This window comes from Streptomyces sp. NBC_00775 (genome assembly GCF_036347135.1).
Classification (GTDB): domain Bacteria; phylum Actinomycetota; class Actinomycetes; order Streptomycetales; family Streptomycetaceae; genus Streptomyces; species Streptomyces lutosisoli.
Map to the genome: position 1 here is coordinate 7,523,380 of NZ_CP108938.1, position 26,431 is coordinate 7,549,810.

The following is a 26,431-nucleotide window of genomic DNA, read 5'->3' on the forward strand; positions in this document are numbered from 1 at the left end:
GCCCCGCCACGCTCCTCCCCCTTCCACCCCCCTCGCAGAATGTGCCCCGTATGAACTCGAAGCACAGCCGGCGCCGTCGCCGTGACCCCGCTCCCGGTTCTGCCGCCGTCTCCGCCCGCCAGGGCTTCGCGGCCATGGCGGCCTTCCTCGTCGTCACGTCCACGGCCGCCACCTATCTGGCCCTGAACCGCTCGGACACCACACCGGCCGCGTCCGCCAGCGCGCACCGCTCCGACGGCGCCGGCAAGGCGACGAAGGAGCCCGCCTGGGACGGCAAGACCAAGGTGCTCGGCGACGGCTCCACGTCCTACACAGGGCCGCAGAAGGGCGAGTTGAAGGCCGTACCGCTCAAGCCCGGTGAGAAGCCGCCCCAGTTCGTCGTCTTCTCCTGGGACGGCGCCCTTCAGGGAGACGACAAGCTCTTCTCCCACTACCGGGAGCTGGCCAAGGAATACAACGCCCACATGACGTTCTTCCTGACCGGCATCTATCTGCTGCCCAAGGCCAAGAAGACGCTCTACAACCCGCCGATGCACCCGGTGGGCTCCGCCGCGATCAGTTACCCCACCGACGAGCACATCCGCACCACGCTGGAGCAGCTCGGCGAGGCGTGGAAGGAGGGCAACGAGATCGGCACCCACTTCAACGGCCACTTCTGTGAGGCCAAGGGCGGCGGGGACTGGAGCGTGGCGCAGTGGAAGAGTGAGATCGAGCAGTTCTTCTCGTTCGTCGAGAAGTGGAAGACCAACACCGGCTACACCGATCTGCCGGCCCTGCCCTTCGACGCCACGAAGGAGATCACCGGCGGGCGCGCCCCCTGCCTGGAGGGTCAGAAGAACCTGCTCAAGGCCATGAAGGAGACCGCCAAGGAGTACAACTGGCGCTACGACGCCAGCTCCAAGGGCGACTTCCAGATATGGCCCACCAAGAAGGAGGGCGTCTGGGACTTCCCGCTCCAGTTGCTCCCCTACGAGAGCGGCACGTACCAAGGCCTCTCCATGGACTTCAACTTCCTCTACAACCAGTCGGACGGCGAGACCGCGGGAGACCCTGCCAAGTACCCGGAGTGGGAACAGGAGACGGTCAAGTCCTATATGAACGGCTTCGACCGGGTGTACTACGGCAGCCGGGCACCGCTCTTCATCGGTAACCACTTCGAGGACTGGAACGGCGGCATCTATATGAAGGCCATCGACCAGGTCGTCAAGAACGTGTGCACCAAGAAGGGCGTTCGCTGTGTGTCCTTCCGTGAACTGGCCGACTGGCTCGACGTGCAGAAGCCGGAAGTCCTGGAACAGCTGCGCAGCCTGGACCCCGCGCAGTCGCCGGACTGGTCGACGGTGGTGAAGTAGATATAGCTGTCCGGCGCGGTCAACCTATCCTCCGAGCAGGGGAATTGACCGGTGGCCTCACTGGATCCACCCAGGTTCACCACACTTGAGGTGAACATGTAAAGATTCCCTCCCCGGCGTCCGGCCGGGGATCAAGGAGAATCATCAGTGAGATCAAAGAAGTTGAGCCGCAGATGCTCGACCGTGACGGCGGTCGCCCTCTCCGCCGTCCTGCTGCCCCTGTCCGCCGCCCACGCCGCGGACACGTCCCCCACCACGGTGAACCGGGCCACCACCGACGCCTTCGGCCGCGCGGCGGACGCCGTGTTCACCGATCGTACGGCCGCCCTCCTGGACGGGAACCAGGCCACCCGTACGGCGCTGAAGCCGACGGGAGGCATACCGCTGTCCGCCGCGCTGACCCGTACGGAGAACACCGCGGTCTCCTCGCTGCGCGGCACCCGCTCCCGCCTCGCGGCGCTGGGCGAGGCCTACACCGCCGCCGACACCCAGGTCACCGTGAACAGGACCCGGGTGAAGGGAAAGCGGGCCACTGCCTGGGTCACCGAGACCACCACCCTCACGTACGAGAAGATCCGCGGTGACGAGCCCGACACGACGGGCTTCCGCGCCCACCACGTACTGACCTTCACCGCCCAGCCGGACGGCACCTGGAAGCTGTCGGGTGAGCGCTCGACGGACAAGGGCCCCCGCCAGGTCAACGAGCCCGTCACCGGCACGACGCCGCGCAAGACCACGATGGCCGCTGTCGACGCCCCCCGGGCAGCGACCACGTATCCCGCGCCCGCCAACCCCAAGACGCTCACCGGCTCCACGTACGACTACGCGGCGATGGCGACGTACGCCGAGAAGTACTGGAAGAACTACAACACCGCCTACCGGAAGTTCAATTCGGTCGGCGGCGACTGCACCAACTACCTGAGCCAGTCCCTGAACGCGGGCGGCTGGAAGCAGGTCAGCAGCTCGTCGGAGGAGTACGGCACCTGGTCCTACGGCACCTCGACCCAGACCGACACCTGGGTCGGCGTGAACGAGTGGTCGTGGTTCACCCAGACGGCCAAGCGGACCACGGCCCTGGCGAACGTCTACCAGATGGACGTCGGTGACGTGATGCAGATGGACTTCGACAAGGACGGGTCCAAGGACCACTCCATGATCACGTCGTACCGGAGTTCGAGCGGCGTTCCGTATCTGACCTACCACGACACCGACACCTACCGCAGGTCGGTGTCGAGCATCCTCGCCTCGTACCCGACCTCGGCGTACTACGCGTACCGCACCTGACTCACCCCTTCGGCACGGCCCTGCGCGCACGCTGCAGGGCCGTTGCCGAGGCGCTCAGCCGCCGCTCGCGCTCCAGCTGCTCCGGATGGCGGGCCTTCCAGTACGGGTTGTCGTGGGGCAGGGCCGAGCCGACCCTCCCGTACATGCCGAAGAACATCAGCATCACGCCCACGACAAAGCTGAACAGCACGTTCTGGATGTGGAAGGCGAGGAAGTTGAAGCCGGTGTCGAGCAGCGCCAGGTTCACGAAGCCGCTCAGGATGAAGGCGACGCCGAGAACCATGTTGAGCGTGGAGGCGAAGTTCCCGCCGATCACCATCCCCGCGAACAGCAGCCCCCCGACGCAGATCGACAGCACACTGAGCGAGCCGTTGGTGTTCAGCCCCGCGACCGTGTCCCCGCCGGTCTCGAAGAAGCCGACCCTGTCGATGAGGCCCAGGATGCCGAAGGCGAGCAGCACCAGGCCCATGAGGCCCGCGCCGATCCGGTAGAAGGTGCTGAGACGATGATCGACGGGCAGATGCTCGTCGAAGAAGATGCGCCGCCTGGAACCGCGCCCGGAATCCGGCCCGGACCGCCGGCGCAGCGCGTGTGCGGCCATGTCCGCCTCCTCACACAGCCGGCGGAGGCCCGCGTACAGCCAGGGAGGCCGTACGTACGTACATTCAGGATCCGCCCGGGCCACCCGGACCGCCAACACCAGAGCCGCAGGGGCAGGGGCAGGGGGCACGGGTGCGGGCGGGTTCAGGCCGGGCCGCCGCGCTCCTCGCGGATCTGGGAGACCACCCGGGCGACCGTCTGCCGTACGGCCTCGGTCTCCGTCAGGAAGTGCCAGTAGTCGGGGTGGCGCCCCTCCAGCGTGGCGATGGCACGGTCGAGACGGCCGACGGAGTCGTCGAGCGGGCGGGCGTGCCGCGGGTCGGGGGTGTTGCGGCCCGACATCGCGAGGCGCTGGGCGTCACGGATGGCGAAACGGGTGCGGTCGATCTCCTGCTGCGGGTCCTTCTGTACGGCGTTCAGCCGCCGCAGCCGGTCGCCGGCGGCCGAGACGGCCTCGTCCGTGTGGTTCAGCAGCGCCCGCACCGTCGACAGCAGCGAGGTCGCGTCCGGCCAGCGCTGCGCGTCGCGCGCGGCCTGCGCCTCCTTCAGCTTCAGCTCGGCCTGCCGTACGTTCTCCGCGGTCTGCTCCGGTACCTGCTGAAGGTCCTGCCAACACGCGGCCGAGAACCGCCGCCGCAGCTCGCTCAGCACCGGCTCCACCTGCCCGGACCGGGTGGTCAGCGCCTGCGCGCGGGTGCGCAGCGAGACAAGCCGGTGGTCGGTCTCGGCGGCCCGCTCGGGCAGCCGCTCCGCCTCCGCGCGCACCGCCCCGGCCTCCCGCGAGACCCGCTCGGCGCGCTCCAGGGTCTCCGGTACGCCGTGCTGCCCGGCCCCCTGGTTCAGCCTGGTCAGCTCGGGCCCGAGGGCGGCGAGCCGGGCGGCGAGATCGTCGGCCTTGAGCCCCGACTGCCGTACGGCATCCAGCGCGTTCGACGCGGCGAGCAGGGCCTGGCGGGCGCGCTCGACGGCCGGGGCGAGCCGGGCCAGCTGCGTCTCGGCCTTGCCGAGCAGCGGCGCGAGCCCGCGCTCGAACCGGTCCAGATCCTGCTTGACCCGCCCCAGTTCGTCCTTGGCGGCGGTCAGCTCGGTGCGGGCCCGCGCGGCGACCGACGCCTCCAGCTCGACCCGGTCGAGATCGTGGGCGTCGACGGCGGTGATGTACTTCTGGCTGGCCTCGTCGATGCGCCGCCCCAGCGCCTCGAAGTCGGAGACGACGCGACGGGCGGCGGGGGAGTCGTCGACGGCCGTGATGGTCTCGATCGAGATCCGCAGATCGCGCTGCGCGGTGTCGAGCTCGTAGAAGGCGGCCGCGGCGGCGTCCTTCGCCGCCTGCGCCTCGGCCCGCTGACTCTCGGAACGCCCGCCGAACCACCGCCGGGTACCGCCACCGGCGAAGGCGGCGGGCAGCGCGAGGGCGGCGAGCAGGGGCAGGGCCAGGAGGGTCAGTACGTCACGGGCGGCGCGCGAGACACCCGGTACCGGCTGCGCCGGCCGCGTCGGCTGTGCTGCTCGCACTGGTTGCGCTGGTCGCGCTGGCTGTGCACATGGCACAAACGGCGAATACGGCTGCGAAGGTGTCGCCGTCACATCCCTCTCCCGTGCTGTCATCCGCCTTGCCCGGCTGTCATTCTCCCACCGGTTAAGGACGAACACACGGGCCTGTTAGTTCGCGGTTCGTACCGTGATCTTCCCGTCGTTCGTGTGGGCGGACACCACATGGGAACTGGCCGGGTCACGGGGCACAGACACATCCACGGACCCGTCGCCGCTGTCGGCGGTCACCCGATAGGAGTTGTGGGGCAGCGCGATGGTGACGGAGCCGTCCTGGCTGCGCGACTGCACCAGGTCGGGTACGACGCCGAGTTCGAGCCGTACGGAACCGTCCTGAGTACGGGCCCGCACACGCCGCGAGTCCACCCCGAGCGCGCTGATCGACCCGTCGGCGCTGCGCAGGTCCAGCGGCCCCGAGGAGTCCGTCACACGGACGGAACCGTCCGCCGTACGCACGCTGAGCGCCTCCTCGAAGCCACGCGCCGTCACCCGTCCGTCCCCGTCCGCCACGCTGACGGCGACACCGCGCGGCACCACGATCCGGTGCCGGGCCGAACAGTCGGCGACGACACCCGAGCACTTCATCCGCAGCACCAGCCGGTCACCGTCCTCCATGGCCCAGGTGACCTTGGGGTCCCCACCGACGACGACGTGCCCTTCGAACCATCGGGTGACCTGGACGGTGTGGACCGCGTCGGAATCCGCGACGACAAGATCGATCGCGGAGTCGTCCGAGTCGACGGTGAGCGCCCGCCCGTGCAGGGCGAAGGACCGATGCTCGGGCTCCTTGTCGTCCCCCGCGGACGCGCCACAGGCGGTGACGCCCGCGATGAGGGCGACGACTACGCCGACGACGCCGGCGACGGAGGCCGCGCGGACGGGAACGGTACGGGCCATGATGATCTCCCCCTGAGGCTGGCTGCCCATGCCCTTCGACCGTATGAACACGCGGCGCGCCGGGGCATCCGGAGGGCTCCCGAATCCGAGGTGGGGAAAACCCCCCGCTCCGCCCCGCCCGGGCCCGTCCCACTCACCATCACCGGATACCGGTTTGCGGGGCATCCCCTCCGGCAATGTAGGCTGTCGACTCGTCCTGGGCGCGTAGCTCAGCGGTAGAGCGCCGCCCTTACAAGGCGGATGTCGGCGGTTCGAAACCGTCCGCGCCCACCAGTCTCAGGACACGAACAAGGCCCAGGTCAACCGGTGTGAATCCGGATGCCTGGGCCTTGATCTTTCTCGGCGACCTTTCGGTGCCGTGCCACTTACGTGCCAGATGGGCCCTGCGGAGGCCGCTTCACCTTCTTGATCTGACCGTCCACGTAGTCGGCGATCTGGTGATCGCGGCCGTTGACGAGGTGCTGATAGATCAGCGCGGCTCGCACCGACGAGTGGCGGGTCTGCTGCACGATCGGGTGACATCTGAACTGGCTTGCCCTGTAGGGCGGGTGGGAAGGATGTCGCTGTGCCCAAGCCTTATCCCGAAGAGTTCCGCGAGGACGTCGTGCGGGTCGCGAGGAACCGCGGCCCGGACGTGACACTCGAGCAGGTGGCCGCCGACTTCGGCGTCCACGCGGTGACGCTGTCGAAGTGGATGCGCCGCGCGGACATCGACGACGGGCTGCAACCCGGAACGACCACGCAGGAGAACGCGGAACTACGGGCCGCGCGTCAGCGGATCAAGCTGCTGGAGCAGGAGAACGAGGTCCTGCGCCGGGCCGCGGCCTCCCTGTCGCAGGCGAATCTGCCGGGAAAAGGATCTACCTGCTCGTGAAGGAGCTGGCCGCGCACGGGGTTCCCGTCACGGTCACGTGCCGGGTCCTCAGGCTCGCCAGACAGCCCTACTACCGCTGGCTCGACCGGCCGGTGACCGATGCCGTGCTGGAGGAGGCTTACCGGGCGAACGCGCTGTTCGACGCCCATGGTGACGATCCGGAGTTCGGTTACCGCTTCCTGGCTGATGAAGCCCGCGGCGCGGGGGAGGTCATGGCCGACCGGACCGCGTGGCGGATCTGCCGGGACAACCGCTGGTGGAGCGTGTTCGGGAAGAGGCGCGGCAGGATCAAAAAGGCCGGTCCGCCGGTGCACGACGACCTGGTCCGCCGCGACTTCACCGCGGATGGCCCCAACCGGCTGTGGCTCGCCGACATCACCGAACACGCCACCGGCGAAGGAAAGTTGTATCTCTGTGCGGTCAAGGACGTCTTCAGCAAGAGGATCGTCGGCTACTCCATCGACGCGCGGATGAAGTCCCGCCTCACCGTGACCGCCCTGAACAACGCTGTTGCCCGGCGTGAGCATGTTGCCGGGTGCATTCTGCACACCGACCGCGGGTCGCAGTTCCGGTCACGGAAATTCGTCCGGGCGCTCGGCGGCCACCAGATGGCCGGTTCGACAGGAAGGGCCGGGGCGGCAGGCGACAACGCGGCCATGGAGTCCTTCTTCAGCCTGCTGCAGAAGAACGTCCTCGACCGCCGCTCGTGGGCCACGCGTCAGGAACTGCGGATCGCGATCGTGACCTGGATCGAGAGGACCTACCACCGACGCCGCAGACAAGCCTCGCTCGGCCGACTGACCCCCGTCGAATTCGAAACCGTCATGACCACACCGGCCCTCCAAACCGCGTGATCGAACCTGTCACCCAAACCTGCAGCAGACCCCTTCGACACTAATGATATGGCGGATGGTCTCGTCAATGTGATTGCGCAGCTCTTCACGCACCGAGCTGTCTTCTGGCAATAGCGCCAACCGGTCCAGATCGGCCTTCGCTCGGTCCCGCCCCTGTGCCCTGTTGTAGCGGCGCTGCGCCATGACGCCTATCAGCCCGATCACTCCGACAGCAACGGTTGCGATCGCCTTCCAGTCCACGCTGTGACTCCCTCATGCCTTACCTAGGTTCCTCAAGCCCGAACAGTCCGCGTAGTCCGATCAGGCAGGTTTGTCGGACCATTCGAGGGACAAGCCGATCGCCCCCGACGCTGCGCTGTCCGGCCGGGGCACCACATGTTCGATCACGGGGTGCTCGCGCCGCGCTGAGAGAACGACGTTAGGGCGTACCTCTTTCCCGCATATGCGTACTGAAAGGCCAGGAGAAGCCAGATGCTCATCGAAGTAAGCAGGTTCCTACGGCGCCGCTGGCTGCCACAGGCGACAGTTGCGGTAGCGGCAGGGGCAGCCGGCCTGGCCGGAGTGGTACCGGCCGCGGCTGCCCAGGTGACCACGGTGAGCTGCAGCGCCAACCCCAACGCCCTGCAGCCCGCCATTACCGCCGCTTCGCCCGGCGACACCCTGCTGGTGAGAGGGACCTGTACCGGCCCCTTCACCATCGACAAGGACCTGACCCTGAGGGGCGTCGGTGGGGCGGTGCTCGACGGTAACCAGGCAGGCTCCACCGTCACGGTCGGCAGCGGAGCCCGGGTTCTCCTGGACCACGTGATCCTCACCCATGGCAGCGCTGCGTCCTCCGGCGGCGGCGTCGACAACGAGGGCACGTTGACGGTGAGCCACTCCACGGTGAGAGACAACACGGCGCCCTCAGGCGCGGGTGGAGGCATCCACAACCTGGGCACGCTGACGGTGGTCAGCTCCACGGTGAGGGACAACTACTCAATCGGCGCCGGCGGCGGAATCAACAACAACGGGTCCCTCACGGTGCGTGACTCCAGTGTGTTCGGCAATTCCGGAGACAATGGCGGAGGCATCTTCAATTACCTCGCCGGCCAAACGGTCACGCTGATCCGCTCGTCGGTGCACCACAACACCGCGAGAGTGAGTGACGGCGGCGGCATCCTCAACTACCTGGGCGAGATGACGGTCTCCGGCTCCACGGTGTACAGCAACACTGCCCCCTTCGGCGGCGGCATCTGGAACCAAGGAACGCTGACGGTGACCCGCTCCACCGTGCAACGCAATACCGCGACGGGCGGCCCCGGCAGTGGCGGCGGCATCTACAAAGCCGGCGGCTCCTTGAGCCTCGACCGGTCCGTGGTTCGTAACAACACCCCGGACAACTGCGCTCCGCCCGGAAGTGTCCTGGGCTGCACAGGCTGAACACCGCCGTGCAGCCCTGGAGGCACCGCCACCCACCCGCTCCGCCGACCTTCGGACACTGTCCACGGGGCACGCATCCGGGGTGAACCCGCCTACGGATCAGATGCTGCCCGTGCCCTAGCCGACGTGCCCCCCCCCGCGTGCCTGATGGGATGGCTCCGCATGGGGAGGCTCGGGGAACTGCGGGGAGGCTGGTGGGAACGTGCAGGTCAGTGGGGTGGCTGCTCGGGCAGGAGGTGCGTACGCGATCTTCCAAACTGGTGCTCCAGGGCTGTCCTGGGGCTGCCGAGTTGACTGCGCCGTTAGACCACCGGTGTACTTCCGCGCATGTCAGGAACGGATGACGGTCAGTCACTCGAAGCCCACCCGCCTGTCTCCCGGCCTGTGGCCGCGGCGCAGGACTACGTGGAGGGGAGGCTGTCTCAGTACCAGAAGTGGTACGACAAGAAGGCTGTTAAGACGAAGGCCATGCATCTCCGGATGAGGACGATATCCGTCGTCGGGGGAGCCTTGGTCCCCGTGTTAGTCAACCTTGACTTGTCATTCGCCAAGCTTACCGCCACGGTGCTGAGCTTGATCGTTGTCGGCTCCGTCTCGTTGGAGAGTGTGTACCGCTACCGCGAACAGTGGAAGAACTACAGGTCGACCGAACAGCTCCTTGGGCACGAGCGGATTTACTTCGAAACCAAGGTAGGGCCCTACTCGGGTCTCTCGGAGGCCGAAGCATTCACGACTCTGGTCGCCCGTGTAGAGAGCGCAATCGCCAACGAGAACTCTGCGACCCTCAATGTGATGACCTTGGGTGGCCAGGTAAGCACTGACGTTCAAACACCGCCCGGCGTCCCAGATGCCCGGCGAGAACTTCGGTAGACCGGCCGGCCGTGCCACACTGACCGATCTCTCCAGAGCCATGGATCAGACGGGCGCGTGCCACAGCCGTGCCACATCGTGCGGTCAGCCACGGTCAACGACGGGTCGAAGCAGTCGAGAAGCACCGTTTACCTGGGCTGCCGCTACAGCCGTAGTGACATGGGCGGACATGCCGAAGACCACGTCCGCCCTTACAAGGCGGATGTCGGCGGTTCGAAACCGTCCGCGCCCACCAGGAAAAGACCCCCAGCCGATCATGGCTGGGGGTCTTTGACATCCGGATCTGACATCAGCGCCGGGACTGCTCGCGCTGCAGGCGCCTTGTGAGCAGCCGGTCCATGTGGCTGACCGCCTCGCGCTGCGTGTCCTGGACGACGTGGGCGTAGACGTTCATCGAGACGGCGATCTGGCTGTGCCCCAGGGTCTCCATGACGACGCGTGGCGCCACCCCGGCCGCGGTGAGCAGGGCCGCGCAGCCGTGTCGAGCGTCATGCAGTCGGATCACCCGTAGGTTCGCGTTCTTGGCGACCCGAGTGAAGGAGCGGTAGACGTTGCGCGGCTCGATCGGTCGCCCCGTACGCGTGATGAAGACGTAGCCGTTCTCCTCCCAGCGATCATCCGCACGCTCACGCATCGCGGCTTGCCGCATGCGCTGGTACCTCAGAAGGGCCACGCAGATGGCCGGCAGCGGCAGCACCTGCTTCCGGCGTCGCCCCTTCGGGTCGTCCTCGTATGCCTCACCTCCGACCCGTTGCCGCTGCTTTCGGACTTTGATCTCGCGCTTTTCAAGGTCTACGTCCTGCCACCGGAGTCCGATGACCTCCCCACGACGGAGACCGAGAGCGATAGCGATAACGAATGTGGCGTAGAGCGGATCACTCCGAGCCGCGGTGAGGAAGTCGAGCGTCTCGTCCAGACTCCAGGGCGGAGGCTGCGTGACTCGACTCGAGGCGCGCCAACGAGGGTGACGACGTTCCTGGCGATCAGTTCCTCGCGGCAGGCTGCCGACAGAGCTGCGCAGTTGTTGGCGCAGGAGCAGGCGATCCTGGGTCAACTGTCGGACCGCCGGCGTGGGGAATTGGCGCACCTTCCACGGCAGTTGACGGCGCCGTTCGACAACGTTCCGAGCAGAGGCACAGGCTTGCCCGCCCCGGCGGGTCGGTGGCGTCGCACGCTCAGTGGTGCGTACGGAGTGCTACCGCTTGCGCACCCAATGTAACCAACCTAGCTTCTCAACCAGCGAGTGCTTGCCCGCGCTTCGTTCGGTTTACGTAACTGATGGAGTCCGGCGAATTCCAGCTAATTCCATCAGTCCGGCTGCCAGGTTATGTGCCACCTAGCCGCTTGTACTGCCGTGCGACCGGATTGCGGTCTGCATCGAGAGTCAAGGAGAAGGCCATGAAGAAGACGATTCTTGTCGCGGTGTGCGTCGCAGTGGCTACAGCGTTCCCGGCAGTGCCCAGCCAGGCAGCTCAGGCCGTACTCGTTGTGGATGACAACGGAGCGCAATGCCCGGGTGCACCTTTCACCACGATCCAGGCAGCGATTACTGCGGCCTCGCCGGGAGGTGAGATCAGGGTCTGCGCCGGAACATACAACGAGGTTGTCACCGTGAACAAGGCGAATTTGCGGTTGGTCGGACCGGCCGCCGCCCCCAGTGGGACAGTGTGCAGCCAGGCCGGAGCTCCGAATCCGTCTAGGCAGGCGATCATTCAGTCGGCGGATGGCTCAGGCAGTGTCCGCTTGATGGAGGACGGCATCAGGTTCTCCCGCTTCACCGTTCAGAACAATACCTCCAGTTATGGCATTGTCGCGAGTGCGGCATACTCGGGCTACCAAGTACGGCAGAACGTAATCCAGGACAACGTATTCGGAGTCTATTTCAACTCCAGCGGCACAAACCTCTCCGAGGTTGAACAGAACTGTATCCGCGAGAACAATGAACCCGGTTCTGCAAGCGGCAATGGAGTCTACTCGGACGCGGGCCTGAAGAACGCGGACATCGAAAACAACACATTTTCCGGTAACGAGAACTCTGGTGTCCTTCTGGACGCACTGGCACCCGGAGGAGTCGACAATGTCAGAGTAAATAGAAACACCTCTTTGAAGGATAGAGCCTTTGCGTTCATCTTCAAGTCCAGCAACGTCTCCGTAGGGAATAACATCATCCAGGACAACTTTGGCGCCCCCGGGATCTTCTTCGGAGACAGCAATACGAATTTGAGGATCACCTCCAACACCATTGAGAGGGGCTTCCTAGGCGTGCGGGCCAACGCCTTTGGCCTTTCACCCAACACCAACGTCACCATCACCAGCAACGTCATCAGAAATTCCAAATCAAGCACCGTCGGCCACGGCATCAGCGTGGCAGCGAACTCGCTCGGGAACTCCGTCATCTCCCGGAACATCGCCAGCGACAACGCGGGCGACGGCATCCGCATCGATGCCGGCGGCAACGGGGGCAACACCATCGACTCCAACATCGCCCGCCGCAGCGGCATGCTCGACTGCCGCGACGCCACCAGCGGCGCCGGCACCGACGGCACGGCCAACACCTGGATTCGAAACATTGGCCCGAACGCGGCCCCTCCCGGCATCTGCCGCTGATCGAACTAACAAGGCGGATGTCGGCGGTTCGAAACCGTCCGCGCCCACCAGGAAAAGACCCCCAGCCGATCATGGCTGGGGGTCTTTGACGTCCGGCTCCGACATCAGTGCCGCGGCGTACTGGATGCCGCTGTAAAACCCGTCGCCCGCCCCGGTGCGGAGCTGGGGCGGGCGACGGGTTTCCGGATGTCAGAGCGACGTCATGACGTGCTTGATCCGGGTGTAGTCCTCGAAGCCGTACGCGGAGAGGTCCTTGCCGTAGCCGGACTTCTTGAATCCGCCGTGCGGCATCTCGGCGACGAGTGCCATGTGGGTGTTGATCCACACGCAGCCGAAGTCGAGGTTCTTCGACATCCGCATCGCGCGCGCGTGGTCCTTGGTCCACACCGAGGAGGCCAGCGCGTACTCGACGCCGTTGGCGTACCGCACGGCCTGGGCCTCGTCCGTGAACGACTGGACGGTCATGACCGGGCCGAAGACCTCGTTCTGGATGATCTCGTCGTCCTGCCGGAGGCCGGAGACCACGGTCGGGGCGTAGAAGTAGCCCTTCTCGCCGACCCGGTGGCCGCCCGCCTCGATCGTGGCGTGCTCGGGGAGGCGCTCGATGAAGCCGCTGACCTGGGCGAGCTGGTTCGCGTTGTTGAGCGGGCCGTACAGCACGTCCTCGTCGTCCGGCTGCCCGGTCTTCGTGTCCGCCGCGGCCTTCGCCAGCGCCGCCACGAACTCGTCGTGGACCGACTCGTGGACCAGGACGCGGGTCGCGGCCGTGCAGTCCTGGCCGGCGTTGAAGAAGCCGCCGACCACCAGGTCCTCGACCGCCTTCGTCAGGTCGGCGTCCTCGAAGATCACCGCCGGGGCCTTGCCGCCGAGCTCCAGGTGGACCCGCTTGACGTCCTTGGCCGCGCTCTGGGCGACCTGGATGCCGGCGCGTACCGAACCGGTGATGGAGGCCATCGCGGGGGTCGGGTGCTCCACCATCAGGCGGCCGGTCTCGCGGTCGCCGCAGACCACGTTGAAGATGCCCTGGGGCAGGCCCAGCTCCTCCAGGACACCGCCGATGATCTCGGCGATCAGCACGGTGGACGCCGGGGTGGTGTCCGAGGGCTTGAGGACCACCGCGTTGCCCGCCGCGAGCGCCGGGGCGAACTTCCACACCGCCATCAGCAAGGGGTAGTTCCACGGCGCGACCTGCGCGCACACACCGACCGGCTCGCGGCGGATGATGGAGGTCATCCCCTCCATGTACTCGCCGGCCGAGCGGCCCTCCAGCATGCGCGCAGCGCCCGCGAAGAAGCGGACCTGGTCGATGGCGGGGGCGAGTTCCTCGCTGCGGGTGAGGTAGAGCGGCTTGCCGGTGTCCCGGCTCTCCGCGGCGACCAGCTCGTCGGCCCGTGCCTCCATCGCGTCGGCGATCTTCAGCAGCGCGCGCTGCCGTACGGACGGTGTGGTGTCGCGCCAGACGGGGAACGCCGCGGCGGCGGCCGCCATCGCCGCGTCGACGTCCGCCGCGGCCGAGAGCGGGGAGGTCGCGTAGACGTCACCGGTGGTGGGGTCCACCACATCGAGCGTGCGGCCGTCCTTGGCGTCGACGAGTACGCCGTCGATGTAGTTGCGGAACGTGGTGCTCATGGAACGGCTCTCCTGGTCAGGCGGCGGTACGGGCGGAAAGGTGCTCGTGGACGGCCGTCCAGCCGCCGTCGTCGGCGCGGGCGAAGACGATGGTCTCCCGCTCCTGGACCGTCTCCTCGCCGGCGTTGGTGGCGACCCGGGTTTCGACGTCATGGCTGAAGACGGCCGTGTCGCCGAAGTGCTGGATCAGCTGTGCGGACGAGGTGCAGCCGAGGATGCGGAAGCCGTCCTGCTCCACCCACTGCTGCCAGAGCGCGCGGTACTCGGCCGTGGAGCCGAGCCGCTGCGGGGTGGTGTGGAAGATGAAGGTCGCGTCCGGGGCGAAAGCGCCGAAGTAGTCGTCGAGGCGGCCCTCGGCGAAAGCGGCGACGAGGGCGTCCGCGGCGGCACGGATTTCCTGGACGGTGGTGGTGCTCATGCGCAACTCCTGGTCACGGGCGTTCGGCGGGCGGGGCCGGAATGCCTGGTGGTCGGTTACGGGGGTGACGGCGAGGCCTCAGAGGGCCATCGCGGGCTCGGTGACGGTCTCGTCGGTGCCGCCGGTGATCGGCGGCACGGGAGCGTCCGAGGCCCGGACGAAGCGGGGTCCGGCCGGTCCGTACACGTCGCGCGGCTCGGGGAACAGAGTGAGCAGGGCGAGGTAGAGCACGACCGCGAGGGCGAGGCCGACCGGCAGCGAGATGTCCGTACCGCCCGCGAGGTTGCCGAGCGGGCCGACGAACTGGCCGGGCAGGTTGGTGAAGAGGAGCGCCACGACGGCCGAGACGAGCCAGGTGGACATGCCGCGCCAGTTCCAGCCGTGGGTGAACCAGTAGCGGCCGCCGCGCTGGCGGCGGTTGAAGACCTGCAGCGCGTCCGCGTCGTACCAGCCGCGCCGGGTGACATAGCCCAGCGTCATGACGACCATCCACGGTGCGGTGCAGGTGATGATCAGCGTGGCGAAGGTGGAGATGGACTGCGCGAGGTTGAGCGCGAAGCGGCCGACGAAGATGAAGGCGATGGACAGGGCGCCGATGAAGAAGGTGGCCTGGACGCGGTTGAAGCGCGTGAAGACGCTGGAGAAGTCGAGCCCCGTGCCGTACAGGGACGTCGTGCCGGTGGAGAGGCCGCCGATCAGGGCGATCAGGCAGAGCGGCAGGAAGTACCAGCCGGGCGAGATCGCGAGCAGTCCGCCCACGTAGTTGGGGGCGGCCGGGTCGACGTACTTCGAGGCCTTCGACGCGATGATCGACGCGGTGGCCAGGCCGAAGAGGAACGGCAGCAGGGTGGCGATCTGGGCGAGGAACGCGGCCCCCATCACCCGGCGGCGCGAGGTCCCGGCCGGGATGTAGCGGGACCAGTCGCCGAGGAACGCGCCGAAGGAGACCGGGTTGGAGAGCACGATCAGCGCGGCGCCGATGAACGACGGCCAGAACAGCGGGTCGGCGGTGGAGGCGAAGGATCCCGCGTAACCGGGGTCGAAGTCACCCGCGAAGGCGAAGGCGCCGAGCACGAAGAGGGCCGACGCCGCCATCACCGCGATCTTGTTGACCAGCAGCATGAACCGGAAACCGTAGATGCAGACGACCAGCACGAGCCCGGCGAAGATCGCGTACGCGATGCCGTAGGTGACGTCCGACTCGGGGACGTGGACGAGCCGGTGCGCGCCGCCGACGAGCGCGTCTCCCGAGGACCACACCGAGATCGAGAAGAACGCGACGGCGGTGAGCAGGGAGAGGAACGAGCCGACGACCCGGCCGTGCACGCCCAGGTGCGCGGAGGAACCGACGGCGTTGTTCGTGCCGTTGGCGGGGCCGAACAGTGCCATCGGGGCCAGCAGCAGCGCACCCGCGACGAGGCCGAGGACGGTTGCCGCGAGACCCTGCCAGAAGGAGAGCCCGAAGAGGATCGGGAACGCGCCCAGCACACAGGTCGCGAAGGTGTTGGCGCCGCCGAAAGCGAGCCGGAACAGATCGATCGGGCGGGCTGTGCGGTCCTCGTCCGGGATCCGCTCGACACCATAGGTCTCGATTTCGGTGATCGAGGTTGTCACGGGCGCTCCACCTTCCGTTCATCGTTAGGACGCGGTCTCGACAGTGTGTGCCCACTGCACGAATATCGACAATTGTGTCCGTCACAGAGCCGTACACTTTCTTTTGTGGCCAGCGACAAACTCACCGTCAAGGATCTGCTCTCCTTCCCGGCACTCCAGCTCTCCGTGAAGGCCGGCCATGGCGGTCTGGACCGGTCCGTTTCCTGGGCGCACGCCAGCGAGCTCGCCGATCCGACGCCCTGGCTCCTGGGCGCCGAGGTGATCATGACGACGGGTCTGGCGGTCCCTCTTGACGCGGCCGGGCAGCGCGCCTATCTGGAGCGGCTGGACGACGCCGGGGTGTCCGCTCTCGCGCTCTCCGCGCAGTTGCACATGCCCCCGCTGCACGACGCGTTCTTCCGGGCGGCGGAGGAGCGCGGTTTCCCGGTCCTCGAAGTGCCGCTCGCCGTCCCGTTCATCGCTGTCGCCCAGGAGGTCGCGGCCTCGGTCCAGGAGGACGCCCGGCACCGGCTGGGCGCGCAGCTCCAGGTCTTCGGCGCGCTGCGCTGGCTGGTCGCCGAGAACCTCGACACACCGGCGCTGCTGCGCCGTCTCGAAGGCCTGTCGGGTTACGACGTCTACCTCTGCACGCCCCAGGGCCGTCCGCTGCTGCCCGGCGTTCCCGCGCCGGATCCGGGTGTCCTGCCCGCTTCCGTCGACGCTCCACCGACGATCCCGGGCGGATTCGTCCTCCCGGTGCCCGCGCCCGGCGGCCCGGCGGGCTTTCTCGTCGCGTACGAGCGTCAGGGCGCCCAGCCCGCGGGACTCGCCGTCGCCCAGCACATCGCCACCGTGGCGGCGCTGCGGCTGGCGATGGTGCGCAACGAGCGCGAGACGCTGCGCCGCGAGGGCGCGGAGACGCTGGCCGAGCTGCTGCAGGAGGTGCTCGACCCGGAGGTGGCGCGCCGCCGGCTCGCCCGGCACGCGATCGAGGGCGACACCGTGCTTCTCGTGGTGCGCAACACCACCGACGAGGCGCTGCTGTGCTGCCTGGAGGAGCGTCCTCATCTGCTGCTCACCCGGGGTGAGGACCGCTACGTCCTGGGGGCGCCGGAACTGGCGGCGGCCGTCGGTGAGCTGCCGGACGTGGCAGCCGGGATGAGCCGCCCCTTCCTTCCTGGCGCCGCACTGAAGGTCGCCCAGCGCGAGGCGCTCTGGGCAGTCTCCAAGGCCGCGGAGTCGGGCCGCCCCGTCGTCCGGTACGGCGACGACTCGACGGGCCGGTGGCTGCCCGACGACCCCGCCGTCCTGACCGCACTGGTCGAGCACGTGCTCGGCGAGGTCCTGCGCTACGACGAGGCCCATGACTCGCAGCTGCTGGTCTCCGCCCGCACCTGGATGGAGCGCGACCGCCGTACCGAGACGGCCGCGGCGGCGCTCCACATCCACCCGAACACCCTCGCCTACCGGCTGCGCCGCTTCAGTGCTCTCACCGATCGTGACCTGACGTCGACGGGGGCCCTGGCCGAGGTCTGGCTGGCGATCCAGGCAGCGGGGGCACTGGGCCTCACCGGCTGAGCGGGCTCGTGGCGGGCCGGGGAATGAACCGGAACGCGCCCGGGGATCTTCGTACGCCGCTTCGCGCGGCTGTGCCGTCGGCGCGATGGCGTGCTGCCGCCGCCGCAAACGCCCGGGGGTAGGAGCGAGAGAGGCCCGGGCGGGCGGGTGACAACCCGGAGACCTGGGCCTTGATCTTTTTCGGCTCGGCTCGGCTCGGCTCGGCTTGTCAGCGCCGATGGCTCGCGGCCGCGCCAGTAAGCGCCGGCACACGCGACTCGATCGTCGCCGCGGCCGCGCTCACCCTCGGCCCGGACGAACTGGAGCTGATCAAAACCATTGCGCCGCTGCTCGGTTCGTCGCCTCGGCGGGCCAAGCGATTCCTGAACGTGTACCGGGTGGTCAAGGCGCGTGTGCTCATCGATCCGGGGCTCCAAGGCCGTCTGACGGACAGGACGACGACACACCTGATGCTGCTGACCGCGATGGCGACCGGACTTCCCACGACGGTACCGACAGCCATCCACGGCGCCGATCCCGGAGTCACCGTCACCGACTGGCTGGAGGAGGACATAGCGCCACGTTCGACGGCGTCGGAGGCCCACCGGCTGGCCCTTTTCCTCGGCGCGACCACCGACGGCGCGACCACCGACGGCGCGACCACTGACATGGACGGCGTCACCATGGGAGACCTGCACACGTGGCTTCCGATCGTCCGCCGCTACGCCTGGCCGACCATTCTCGGCCCGGAGCCCGACGCCCCGTTCACGGACGTCGAACGGTCATGACGGGTCCTCGTGCGCGTGCTTCAGCTTCATGCGGGCGTCGACCTTCTCCGGGGGCGTGACCTCCGACCAGAAGCGATGGCAGGTCACGAACACGGCGAGCTCGCGCTCCCGCTGGCGGAGCTTCTCCACCTCGGCCTGTTCGTCGGCGGTCCAGCCGGGGGAGGCGGGGCGCTCCACCTTGCGCCAGCCGCCCGCGTCACTGAATCCGTCGAGCGGCTCCACTGACCAGGGGAGCCGTTTCAGCAGGTCCAGCAGCTCGGCCCGGACCTGATGCAGCTCCTCCTGACCAGCCAGGAGGTCACTCGGAAAGTCATAGGTCGCAGCCACGCGGCAATGCTACGCCTGTTCGATTTTGGGATGCGAGTTCCTTCCGGGACTTCACGCGAACGGGTGGGACTGGGCAGCCCAGTTGGACACTGAGCGGCTCAGTTGGCCACGCGGGCCAACTGAGCCGCTCAGTCGAGGATGGCGGACAGGTTCGGCGGTCTCTGGCGGCCTGTTGGGAGGTCCGTTTTGGGCAGGTGCCCCTGACCGGTGTCGCCGCCGCAGCGCGTCACAGCGTCGCGGTCGTCTGCTCCCCGGACGCGCTGCCCGCGAGCCACTGGTCCCATCCCAGGTTGAAGTCGGCGTAGCCGTTGTCGGCCGGGGCCTTGGCGCGGGAGGAGCCGGTGATGGTGACCGGGTCGCCCTGCTTGACCTGGCCGTAGAACCACTTGGCGTCCGACAGCGACAGATGGACGCAGCCGTGCGAACCGCGGGCGCTGCCGCTGCCCGGAGTGGGGTCACCGGTCGAATAGTGCACGTACGTGCCGGACTGGGTCAGGTGGACGTCCCAAGGCAGCGTCAGGTCGTAGTAGTTGGCGCTGCCCTTGTCGCAGCTGATGCCGACGCTGCAGGAGGTCATGTGGACCTTCTCCTGCTTGTCGATGACGGCCATCGTGCCGTTCCACGTCGGATACTCGGCGCTTCCCGCGTTGATCGACAGGGTGCGTACCGCCTCGCCGTTCCGGGTCACCTTCATGGTGTGGCCGGTCACCGAGACATCCGCGCGCACGTCGTCGCCGATCTTGAAGGTGTGCGTGTAGGCGTGCACGCCGTAGCGTCCGTTGCCGTTGCTGACGCCCGTCATGTCGGCGTCGATCTTCACCGTCGTGTTGGCGGGCCAGTACGTCTTCGGTCGCCAGTCGGCGCGCTTGTCGCCCATCCAGTGCCAGGCGCCGGCCACCGGCTGCGAGGCGCTCACCTTCATGTGCTTCTCGACCGTGGCCCGCGCCTTCGCCGCCACCGGGTTCGTGAAGATCACGGAGACCGGCATGGCCACGCCTACCGTGGCTCCCGTCTGCGGGGTGATCGTGTCCAGCAGCATCGGCGGGCCCGCGGGCTTCGTCGGTGACGGCGAGGCACTCGCGCTCGCCTTGCCCGGCGCCTTCGCGTCGTCCCCGCTCGCCTTGTCGCTGCCGTTCCCGCCGCAGGCACTCGTGCCCACCAGCATCGCGACCGTGACGAGTGTGACCCCTATGCCGCCCTTGCGCCGTCCCACGATCTGCCCCGCTCTCTCGCTCCCCGCCCCTGACGGGCCCGCCTCTCTGTCAGACAGTGACGGCAGGGGTCGCAGTTGCATGCGGCACGTAGATCCTTAGTGATCCACGTCACTCGAACGCCGATGGCAAGCGCTCAACAGTCGACGGCACAGGACAACCCTGGTGATCCCTTGGCGGCAGACCGTGGTCTTCCGGCGGAAGCGTGGCTTCCCTGTAATCGATCGGTAACAGGCGTACGAGGCAGGCGAGGTGAGGGGGATTCGTCTTGCAGACTGCGCTTGCTATCGAGAGTCGACAACGGCCGCGTACGGCCGACAACGGGGGAACACCATGAATGCTGCTGCCCGCAAGAGACGCATGAGCTGGAAGTCCTACGTCCTCGGGGCCGCGACGGCCGCCGCGCTGCTCGCGTCCACGGCGTGTGAGCCGGGCTCGACCACGGGCTCGGATGACGCCAAGCCTTCGGACCACCCGAGCGCGACGAATTCGGCGACGCCGGGTGGGACGGCTTCGGCGACGCCGAGCGGGAGTTCGGGCGACACCGGCGGAAGCGACGGCAACGGCGGCGGGAACGGTGACAGCGGCACCATCGCCGCCTGCACCGGAGAAGACCTCGCGGTCTCCGCCACGAAGGAGCCCGCGGACAGCAAGGAAGCCAGGCACCTCCTCCTCACCGTCCAGAACGCCGGCGACAAGACGTGCAACGTCTACCACTATCCCTACGTGAAGATCGGCGACGCCAAGGGCACGACCCCCGTGATCAAGGACAGCGACCCGGACTCGGGGAAGCCCGTGACCCTCGCTCCGGGTGACGAGGCGTACGCCGCTCTGCTTGTCGCCGGCGGCGCCATGGACGAGTACGAGGCGAACAGCATCACCCTCACCCTCCACAGCAGCCGGCTCGGCAGCAAGGCGGGCGACCCGATCGACGTCCCCATCCCCGTCGACACGGTGTACGCGGACGACGGTCAGCTTGTCACCTACTGGACGACGGCCTCCGGCTATGCCCTGGACTTCATCACGTCGAAGTGAGTCGCAACGGGTGGGACGGGGGGACGGTCCGGAACGGGCCGTCCCCGCGCGCTCACGTCCTCGCCGGTACCGGCCGCCGGAGCAGGTAGACGGCCGCGGTCGAGACCAGGACGGCCATGCACGCGATGAACACCAGACCCGCGTCCTCCAGACCGATATGAACCGCCAGTACCCCTACGCCGATCACCGGCACCGAGATACCCGCGTAAGCCACCACGAACAGCGTCGAGATCACCGCCGCGCGCCGGTCCGCGGGAGACGCGTCGGCCACCGCGGACAGTGCCCCGCGAAACGCCAGCCCCTGCCCGCCCCCGCCGACGATCGCGCTCAGCACCACCAGCAGGAACAGATCCCACCGCAGCGCGCCCGCGAGCAGCGCCAGCCCGGCGAGGAGTCCGGCGCAGCCCAGGGGCAGCGATCGCCCCACCCCGACCCGGCCGACGGCCAGCTGCCCGGCGGTCGAGGCGAAGAAGGCCAGTGCGACGACCAGCCCGCTCACGGCGTGGTTGTGCACGTTCAGGGACTGTGCGAGGAACGCCGGGCTGACCGAGGTGAACACCCCGAACAACGCGAACCCCACGAACGAGGCGATCGCCGCCGGCGCGAACACCGCCCGCACCTGCGGGGGCAGGCCGGGCCGTTGCGGCCGTACGGTACTCAGCGGCCGCCGCTCGCGTACGGTCTCCGGAAGCCGCAGCAGGACGGCGGCCGAGCAGGCCACCAGGGCGAGATGCACGACGAACGGCAGGTACAGCGGCCAGGGAGCGTACTGCGCGAGCACTCCGGCGAGCAGCGGACCGCACCCCAGCCCGCCCATGTTGGCGGCCGTCGCCACGAACGTGGCCCGGGAGGCGCCGCCGGACGGGGCCAGCTCCATCACGTACGCCGTGGCAGCCCCGGTGAACAGACCGGCGGACAGTCCCGACAGCAGCCGCCCCGCATACAGCCAGCCCAGCCCGGTGGCGCACAGGAAGCAGACGGCGCTCGCCGCCGCGCATCCCAGGCCCCACAGCAGCACCGGACGCCTGCCCACGGAGTCCGAGGCGTTGCCCGCGAGCAGCAGCACGCCGATGACCCCGAAGGCGTACACGGCGTACACGACGGTGACCGTCTGCTCGGAGAACCCGAACTTCTCCTGGTAGAGGCCGTAGAGCGGGGTCGGCAGCGTGGTGCCGGCCATGCACACGGCGAACACCGCCCCGCCGAGCAAACACTGGCGCCACCCTCGGCGATCACCGTCCATGCCGCCGACGGTAACCCCGCACACCGCCCCGGCCCTGCCCTGTCTGCCCGGCGCGCCGGGCAGACACGCAGTTCAAACTGTGCAGGCCAAACTGTGCAGGTCAAGCTGTGTAGGTCAAACTGTTCAGTCTGGACTGGACAGTCTGGGCTGAAGGTTTTAGCGTGGGGGTATGGATCAGAGCACCGAGGGTGTCTCCGAGTCGGCCGGTCGCGCCGCGCGTGATCTGCGGGTGGCGTTCGGTCTGCTGCACCGGCGGATCCGGGAGGTCTCCGAGACGGAGGAACTCACGCCGTCCCAGTTGTCCGCACTGACGCTGGTCAGCAAGAGCGGGGCCGCCACGGCCAGTGGGCTCGCGGCCACCGAGGGGGTCCGCCCGCAGTCGATGGCCGCCGTCCTCGCCGCGCTCGACCAGCACGGGCTGATCGAGCGCAACCCGGATCCCCGCGACGGCCGGCGTCAGCTGGTCACCCTGACCGACGCCGGGCGTGAGCGCGTCGAGGGCACGCGGCAGGCCCGTGAGGAGTGGCTGGCCCGGGCTTTCCAGGATCAGTGCATCGAAGCCGAGCGGCAGACCGTCATCGAGGCGATGGCCGTACTGGAACGGCTCACCCGGCCCTGACACCCGCCGCCCCGCGAGGCCGGCTCCAGCAGCGCATCGCGTCATCGCGCGGCCCCGCCGCTCCCGCCGCCCCCGCCGGCCCACGCACGGCGCGCCGACATCGGCGGCCTGCATCGCCTGGCCCTCGTCTCGCGTTCGCCGGAGCCGTCCTGCTCCTCGTGGGCGCCCGCCTCGACCGATCCCTTTGCGACCTCAACCGCCGAACCCCCTTGAACCCCCCGAACCTCCGGAAGGCCTGACCATGGCTGTCACCACGCTCGACCCCCGTACCGCCCTCGTCCTCATCGACCTGCAGAACGGCATCGTCGGGAACCCGGGCCTCGCCCCGTACCCCGCCGCCGAGGTCGTCACGCGGGCGAGCCGGCTCGCCGACGCCTTCCGTGGCGTGGGCCTCCCCGTGGTCCTCGTGCGGGTCACCGCCGCCGCCGACGGAGCGGACGCCACGCCCGGCCGGATCGACGGCGGCAGCCGCTCCCGGACCTGGCCGGAGGGCTGGGACGTCCTCGTCGACGAACTGGCCGGGCACCCCGAGGACATCACTGTGACCAAGCGGAACTGGGGCGCCTTCTACGGCACCGACCTCGACCTGCAGCTGCGCCGCCGCGGGATCACCCAGATCGTGCTGGCCGGCATCGCCACCAGCATCGGCGTGGAGTCCAGCGCCCGTGCCGCCCACGAACACGGCTACCACGTCACCCTGGCCACCGACGCCATGTCCGACATCGACATCGAGACCCACCGCAACAGCGTCGAGCGGATCTTCCCCCGCCTCGGCGAGACCGGCACGACCGCGGAGATCGTCGAGCTGCTGGCCAAGACCCACGGCTGAGCCCCCACCCCGGTCCCAGTAACTTTGGGCCCCGTGACCCTTGATGATCTGCGTGTCTTCGTCGCCGTCTGCCGGGCCGGGAGCCTCAGTGCCGTGGCCCGGGAGCTGGGCTGCACCCAGTCGGCGGTGAGCCAGCATGTACGGCGGCTGGAGCGGGAGGTCGGGGTCGGACTCGTCGAGCGGCAGGCGCGGGGCGTCGTGCCGACGCGGGCCGGGCGGGTGCTGGAGCGGGCCGCCGCCGAGGGCATATCCGGGCTCGACCTCGCGCTGCGGCGGCTCGACGAGATGGTGCGCGGGGGCGGCGGCGTGGTGCGCGTCGCCACCGGTGGTGCCACCGTGCGGCACTTCATGGCCGACGCGGTGGTCGACTTCCGGCGGCGGTATCCGCAGGTGACCCTGGAGTTCCAGACCGAGAGCTCCAGCCGGAGCTGTTTCGACGCGCTCGGCGACCACGGGCTCGATCTCGCGTGGGTCACCTTCGGGCCACCCGTACGCGGTATCGAGCAGCGGGCCGCCGTCGAACTGCCCTGGGTGCTCGCCGTGCGCGCCGACGACGAACTCGCGGCCCGCGAGCGTGTCGAGGGGGAGGAGCTGGCCGGGCTGCGGCTCATCGGGCTGCCCGAGAACTCCACCTCGCGGGCCCATCTCGACACCGCCTACCGGGAGTTGGGCGTGCCGGCCGCCGCCTCCGACACCAGCGTCGCCGACTGGGACACCGCGATCCTGCTCGCCGAACTCGGCCTCGGCCACGCCGTCGTCCCCGCGCTGCCGACCCTGCGCGGCCCCGGCCACCCCGGCCTGCGCTTCCTCCCGATCCCCGCCCTGCCACCCCTCACCGTCGGCTGGGCGGTACGCCAGTGGGACGCCCTGTCACCCCCGGCCCGCGCCTTCGCCGACACGGTCACCCACCACTGCCGTACGCAGTCCGGCACCGGCACCGGCACCGGCACTGACGCCGACGCCGACGCCGAGTTCGTACGAGACTGAAGGCGCAGGTCAGTTGTCGGTGGTCCCCGCCAACTCCCGTACCAGCCCGCTCGCGACCGGCACCGGAACCCCGAACCGTTCGGCCGCGCGGAGCAACGCCCCGCCGATCGCGTCCAGTTCGAGCGTGCGGCCCGTCTCCGCGTCGCGCTGCATGGAGGACTTGGTGCCGGGCGGGAAGGCGTCGTAGCGGGCGAGGGCGGCCGCCGGGTCGACGGGGGCTCCGCTCGCACGGCTGACGGCCGCCGTCTCCTCGACCAGTGCCACCAACTCCTCGCGGTGCAGCGTGCGTACGTTGCCCAGCGGCACCCCGTACCGCGTCGTCAGCAGGGCGAGCGGCGCGAGGAACGACATCTTCGCCCACAGCGTCGCCGCCTCGTCGTCCTTGACCTGGACGCGTACACCGGCCCACTCCAGGGCTCCGGCGAGCGCGTCGAGCCGTTCGCGGGGCACGGTGTCGCCGGTCAGGTCGACCTCCGCGAACGGGCTGCCGTGCTCGATCAGCCCCGGCGCCACGCGAGCCGACTCGACCCGGATCACCGCGGGGGCCACCTGCTCGGGGCGGTAGCGCTCGCGGAGGACGGCCGGGTGTTCGACACCGTTCAGGAACGGTACGACCAGGCCGGCGTCGCCCAGCGCCTTCGTGGGGACGCGCTCCAGGGCCGCGTCGAGCGCTGTCGCCTTGACCGTGATCAGGCATGCGTCGACGGGTTCGCGCAGCTCGGTGTCCGCCTCCACCCGGGCCGTGAAGTCGCCGAAGTGCTCGCTGCGTACCCGGATGCCGTCCGCGGCCAGCGCCCGCGCGGTCTCGTCCCCGGCCAGGCAGATCACCCGGTGCCCGGCGCGCGCCAGGAGCGCGGCGAGCAGACCGCCGACACCGCCCGGGCCCAGTACCGCCACCGTGAGCCGGTCATTCGCCATGATTCCTCGCTTCTCGCCGCCGGAGCCCCCGAACGAGGGCCCGGCGATGATCACAAGGGGCGGACATCCGAGTCAATCCTCGGAAGAGCTTGCCCAACCCCAAGGAAATACTGGGGTGATGAGGGAGTTGAGGCGGTGAGAAGGAGTTACGGCAGCTGTACGGAAGCCCCCGGCTCCAGCAGGTGCAGCCGGTCCGTGAGCCCGGCCTCCGCGAAGGCCTTCGTCAGCGTGGAGCCGTCCTGGGTGAAGTGGCCCCAGTGCTCGAAGTGCAGCGGCACGACATGGCCGGCGCCGAGAATCTCGGCCGCGCGCGCCGCGTCGTCGCTCGTCAGGGTCAGCGGGGCGTCCGGCACCAGCGGCGTGCGGGCAGCGCCCGCGAACAGCACGGCCACGTCGAACGGACCCTCCCGGCCGGCGATGTCACGTACGACGTCCAGGGAGGCGTTGTCGCCGCTCACGTACACCTTGGGCAGCCCGTCCCCGGACAGCACGAAGCCGGTCACCTCACCCACGATCGGCTCCGAGCCGTCGGGGCCGTGCTGCGCGGGCACGGCAGTCACCCGCAGCACGCCGCCGTCGGGGCGCGGCAGCTCGACGTGCTCCCAGGAGGGCAGCGCCCGCACCGGCGCGCCGATACGGTCGTACGCCGATGCCGTCGACAGGGTCACGGGGGCGCCCGCGAGATACGTACGCCCCGACGTGTCGAGGTTGTCCGGGTGCTGGTCGTGCGAGAGCAGGACGGCGTCGACCACGCCGATCTCCGCGGCCTGGAGCGCGGGTCCGGCCGTCTTCACCAGCTTGCGGGCGCCGATGGGGTAGTCGCCGGGAGCGTCGAAGGTCGGGTCGGTGAGCAGGCGTACCCCGCCGAGCTCGATGACGGCCGTCGGACCGCCGACGTAAGTGATCTTCACAGTGGTCATGCTCTGCACAATCGGCGGATGCGCGGCCCTATTCCCGGTTCGATTC

Annotated in this window: 25 protein-coding genes, 1 tRNA gene and 1 pseudogene; 13 read left to right on the forward strand and 14 right to left on the reverse strand. The window is 68.8% G+C overall.

Annotation, left to right across the window (positions count from 1 at the left end; translation table 11 throughout):
- Positions 1-50: 50 nt before the first annotated feature.
- Positions 51-1,352, forward strand: a complete 1,302-nt coding sequence (locus OIC96_RS33430; protein ID WP_406501557.1) for a hypothetical protein — start codon at positions 51-53, stop codon at positions 1,350-1,352.
- A 147-nt stretch (positions 1,353-1,499) separates the two neighbouring features.
- A complete protein-coding gene (locus tag OIC96_RS33435; RefSeq protein WP_330304286.1) occupies positions 1,500-2,636 on the forward strand; it encodes an amidase domain-containing protein in 1,137 nt (378 codons plus the stop codon).
- Position 2,637: 1 nt separating this feature from the next.
- Here the strand turns inward: OIC96_RS33435 and OIC96_RS33440 are convergent, their stop codons facing one another.
- The 3 genes from OIC96_RS33440 to OIC96_RS33450 form a co-directional block, all read right to left on the reverse strand.
- Complete coding sequence (locus tag OIC96_RS33440; protein WP_330304285.1) at positions 2,638-3,237, reverse strand: DUF4383 domain-containing protein; 600 nt, start codon at positions 3,235-3,237, stop codon at positions 2,638-2,640.
- A 143-nt stretch (positions 3,238-3,380) separates the two neighbouring features.
- Complete coding sequence (locus OIC96_RS33445; protein ID WP_330304284.1) at positions 3,381-4,823, reverse strand: hypothetical protein; 1,443 nt, start codon at positions 4,821-4,823, stop codon at positions 3,381-3,383.
- 75 nt (positions 4,824-4,898) lie between these two features.
- A complete protein-coding gene (locus OIC96_RS33450; protein ID WP_330304283.1) occupies positions 4,899-5,714 on the reverse strand; it encodes a DUF4097 family beta strand repeat-containing protein in 816 nt (271 codons plus the stop codon).
- A gap of 168 nt (positions 5,715-5,882) precedes the next feature.
- On the opposite strand from OIC96_RS33450, the gene OIC96_RS33455 reads away from it, so the two are divergent.
- Positions 5,883-5,957 (forward strand) — tRNA-Val (locus OIC96_RS33455).
- Between the two features lie 92 nt (positions 5,958-6,049).
- Here the strand turns inward: OIC96_RS33455 and OIC96_RS33460 are convergent.
- Positions 6,050-6,193 (reverse strand): integrase, encoded by a 144-nt coding sequence (locus OIC96_RS33460; RefSeq protein ID WP_330304282.1) that lies wholly within the window; start codon positions 6,191-6,193, stop codon positions 6,050-6,052.
- A gap of 56 nt (positions 6,194-6,249) precedes the next feature.
- Here OIC96_RS33460 and OIC96_RS33465 point away from each other — a divergent pair.
- Positions 6,250-7,412, forward strand: a protein-coding gene (locus tag OIC96_RS33465; protein ID WP_330304281.1) for an IS3 family transposase whose coding sequence is annotated in 2 segments (ribosomal slippage) — positions 6,250-6,534 and positions 6,537-7,412 — 1,161 coding nt in all. Because the reading frame shifts where the segments join, the coding sequence is not laid out codon by codon here.
- A gap of 9 nt (positions 7,413-7,421) precedes the next feature.
- Here the strand turns inward: OIC96_RS33465 and OIC96_RS33470 are convergent.
- Entirely contained in the window at positions 7,422-7,652 is a 231-nt protein-coding gene (locus tag OIC96_RS33470) for a hypothetical protein (protein WP_330304280.1), read from the reverse strand.
- 231 nt (positions 7,653-7,883) lie between these two features.
- Between OIC96_RS33470 and OIC96_RS33475 the strand changes: the two genes are divergently transcribed.
- Positions 7,884-8,834 carry a hypothetical protein gene (locus OIC96_RS33475; protein ID WP_326604932.1) on the forward strand — a complete coding sequence of 317 codons (951 nt, stop codon included), beginning with the start codon at positions 7,884-7,886 and terminating at the stop codon, positions 8,832-8,834.
- 327 nt (positions 8,835-9,161) lie between these two features.
- Entirely contained in the window at positions 9,162-9,704 is a 543-nt protein-coding gene (locus OIC96_RS33480; protein WP_330304279.1) for a DUF4231 domain-containing protein, read from the forward strand.
- Positions 9,705-9,993: 289 nt separating this feature from the next.
- Here OIC96_RS33480 and OIC96_RS33485 read toward each other — a convergent pair.
- Positions 9,994-10,721: pseudogene (locus tag OIC96_RS33485) on the reverse strand (tyrosine-type recombinase/integrase); the annotation flags it as partial.
- Between the two features lie 381 nt (positions 10,722-11,102).
- Between OIC96_RS33485 and OIC96_RS33495 the strand changes: the two are divergent.
- The gene (locus tag OIC96_RS33495; protein WP_330304278.1) at positions 11,103-12,311 is read left to right on the forward strand and encodes a right-handed parallel beta-helix repeat-containing protein; all 1,209 of its coding nucleotides are present in this window, start codon (positions 11,103-11,105) and stop codon (positions 12,309-12,311) included.
- A 189-nt stretch (positions 12,312-12,500) separates the two neighbouring features.
- Here OIC96_RS33495 and OIC96_RS33500 read toward each other — a convergent pair whose 3' ends face one another.
- The 3 genes from OIC96_RS33500 to OIC96_RS33510 form a co-directional block, all read right to left on the reverse strand.
- Positions 12,501-13,940, reverse strand: coding sequence for a gamma-aminobutyraldehyde dehydrogenase (locus OIC96_RS33500; protein ID WP_330304277.1), 1,440 nt, complete (start codon positions 13,938-13,940; stop codon positions 12,501-12,503).
- Positions 13,941-13,956: 16 nt separating this feature from the next.
- Complete coding sequence (locus OIC96_RS33505) at positions 13,957-14,358, reverse strand: YybH family protein (protein ID WP_330304276.1); 402 nt, start codon at positions 14,356-14,358, stop codon at positions 13,957-13,959.
- A gap of 78 nt (positions 14,359-14,436) precedes the next feature.
- On the reverse strand, positions 14,437-15,972 hold the full coding sequence (locus OIC96_RS33510) for a purine-cytosine permease family protein (RefSeq protein ID WP_330304275.1): 1,536 nt from the start codon (positions 15,970-15,972) through the stop codon (positions 14,437-14,439).
- Positions 15,973-16,077: 105 nt separating this feature from the next.
- On the opposite strand from OIC96_RS33510, the gene OIC96_RS33515 reads away from it, so the two are divergent.
- Both OIC96_RS33515 and OIC96_RS33520 read left to right on the forward strand, forming a co-directional pair.
- Positions 16,078-17,529, forward strand: coding sequence for a PucR family transcriptional regulator (locus OIC96_RS33515; RefSeq protein ID WP_330304274.1), 1,452 nt, complete (start codon positions 16,078-16,080; stop codon positions 17,527-17,529).
- A 170-nt stretch (positions 17,530-17,699) separates the two neighbouring features.
- Positions 17,700-18,296, forward strand: coding sequence for a hypothetical protein (locus OIC96_RS33520; protein WP_330304273.1), 597 nt, complete (start codon positions 17,700-17,702; stop codon positions 18,294-18,296).
- Here OIC96_RS33520 and OIC96_RS33525 read toward each other — a convergent pair.
- Both OIC96_RS33525 and OIC96_RS33530 read right to left on the reverse strand, forming a co-directional pair.
- A complete protein-coding gene (locus OIC96_RS33525; protein WP_330304272.1) occupies positions 18,291-18,623 on the reverse strand; it encodes a hypothetical protein in 333 nt (110 codons plus the stop codon). The genes OIC96_RS33520 and OIC96_RS33525 overlap by 6 nt on opposite strands.
- Before the next feature lie 226 nt (positions 18,624-18,849).
- Positions 18,850-19,788, reverse strand: coding sequence for a L,D-transpeptidase (locus OIC96_RS33530; protein WP_330310073.1), 939 nt, complete (start codon positions 19,786-19,788; stop codon positions 18,850-18,852).
- 406 nt (positions 19,789-20,194) lie between these two features.
- Here OIC96_RS33530 and OIC96_RS33535 point away from each other — a divergent pair, with 406 nt between their 5' ends.
- A complete protein-coding gene (locus tag OIC96_RS33535) occupies positions 20,195-20,869 on the forward strand; it encodes a DUF4232 domain-containing protein (protein ID WP_330304271.1) in 675 nt (224 codons plus the stop codon).
- 52 nt (positions 20,870-20,921) lie between these two features.
- On the opposite strand, the gene OIC96_RS33540 is transcribed toward OIC96_RS33535, so the two are convergent.
- Complete coding sequence (locus tag OIC96_RS33540) at positions 20,922-22,112, reverse strand: MFS transporter (protein ID WP_330304270.1); 1,191 nt, start codon at positions 22,110-22,112, stop codon at positions 20,922-20,924.
- 169 nt (positions 22,113-22,281) lie between these two features.
- Here OIC96_RS33540 and OIC96_RS33545 point away from each other — a divergent pair, with 169 nt between their 5' ends.
- The 3 genes from OIC96_RS33545 (at position 22,282) to OIC96_RS33555 (ending at position 24,547) form a co-directional block, all read left to right on the forward strand.
- Positions 22,282-22,731 carry a MarR family winged helix-turn-helix transcriptional regulator gene (locus tag OIC96_RS33545; protein ID WP_330304269.1) on the forward strand — a complete coding sequence of 150 codons (450 nt, stop codon included), beginning with the start codon at positions 22,282-22,284 and terminating at the stop codon, positions 22,729-22,731.
- Between the two features lie 241 nt (positions 22,732-22,972).
- A complete protein-coding gene (locus OIC96_RS33550) occupies positions 22,973-23,560 on the forward strand; it encodes a hydrolase (RefSeq protein ID WP_330304268.1) in 588 nt (195 codons plus the stop codon).
- 33 nt (positions 23,561-23,593) lie between these two features.
- On the forward strand, positions 23,594-24,547 hold the full coding sequence (locus tag OIC96_RS33555) for a LysR family transcriptional regulator (RefSeq protein WP_330304267.1): 954 nt from the start codon (positions 23,594-23,596) through the stop codon (positions 24,545-24,547).
- A gap of 9 nt (positions 24,548-24,556) precedes the next feature.
- Here OIC96_RS33555 and OIC96_RS33560 read toward each other — a convergent pair whose 3' ends face one another.
- Together OIC96_RS33560 and OIC96_RS33565 are read right to left on the reverse strand one after the other, a co-directional pair.
- The gene (locus OIC96_RS33560; RefSeq protein WP_330304266.1) at positions 24,557-25,465 is read right to left on the reverse strand and encodes a ketopantoate reductase family protein; all 909 of its coding nucleotides are present in this window, start codon (positions 25,463-25,465) and stop codon (positions 24,557-24,559) included.
- A 146-nt stretch (positions 25,466-25,611) separates the two neighbouring features.
- The gene (locus OIC96_RS33565) at positions 25,612-26,385 is read right to left on the reverse strand and encodes an MBL fold metallo-hydrolase (RefSeq protein ID WP_330304265.1); all 774 of its coding nucleotides are present in this window, start codon (positions 26,383-26,385) and stop codon (positions 25,612-25,614) included.
- Positions 26,386-26,431 lie beyond the last annotated feature (46 nt).

Bases quoted from the DNA above. Each gene is read 5' to 3' on its own strand.
- OIC96_RS33430 (WP_406501557.1), top strand. From the start codon at position 51: ATGAACTCGAAGCACAGCCGGCGCCGTCGCCGTGACCCCGCTCCCGGT.
- OIC96_RS33440 (WP_330304285.1), bottom strand. From the start codon at position 3,237: ATGGCCGCACACGCGCTGCGCCGGCGGTCCGGGCCGGATTCCGGGCGC.
- OIC96_RS33450 (WP_330304283.1), bottom strand. From the start codon at position 5,714: ATGGGCAGCCAGCCTCAGGGGGAGATCATCATGGCCCGTACCGTTCCC.
- OIC96_RS33475 (WP_326604932.1), top strand. From the start codon at position 7,884: ATGCTCATCGAAGTAAGCAGGTTCCTACGGCGCCGCTGGCTGCCACAG.
- OIC96_RS33480 (WP_330304279.1), top strand. From the start codon at position 9,162: ATGTCAGGAACGGATGACGGTCAGTCACTCGAAGCCCACCCGCCTGTC.
- OIC96_RS33495 (WP_330304278.1), top strand. From the start codon at position 11,103: ATGAAGAAGACGATTCTTGTCGCGGTGTGCGTCGCAGTGGCTACAGCG.
- OIC96_RS33500 (WP_330304277.1), bottom strand. From the start codon at position 13,940: ATGAGCACCACGTTCCGCAACTACATCGACGGCGTACTCGTCGACGCC.
- OIC96_RS33505 (WP_330304276.1), bottom strand. From the start codon at position 14,358: ATGAGCACCACCACCGTCCAGGAAATCCGTGCCGCCGCGGACGCCCTC.
- OIC96_RS33530 (WP_330310073.1), bottom strand. From the start codon at position 19,788: ATGCTGGTGGGCACGAGTGCCTGCGGCGGGAACGGCAGCGACAAGGCG.
- OIC96_RS33535 (WP_330304271.1), top strand. From the start codon at position 20,195: ATGAGCTGGAAGTCCTACGTCCTCGGGGCCGCGACGGCCGCCGCGCTG.
- OIC96_RS33540 (WP_330304270.1), bottom strand. From the start codon at position 22,112: ATGGACGGTGATCGCCGAGGGTGGCGCCAGTGTTTGCTCGGCGGGGCG.
- OIC96_RS33545 (WP_330304269.1), top strand. From the start codon at position 22,282: ATGGATCAGAGCACCGAGGGTGTCTCCGAGTCGGCCGGTCGCGCCGCG.
- OIC96_RS33550 (WP_330304268.1), top strand. From the start codon at position 22,973: ATGGCTGTCACCACGCTCGACCCCCGTACCGCCCTCGTCCTCATCGAC.
- OIC96_RS33560 (WP_330304266.1), bottom strand. From the start codon at position 25,465: ATGGCGAATGACCGGCTCACGGTGGCGGTACTGGGCCCGGGCGGTGTC.
- OIC96_RS33565 (WP_330304265.1), bottom strand. From the start codon at position 26,385: ATGACCACTGTGAAGATCACTTACGTCGGCGGTCCGACGGCCGTCATC.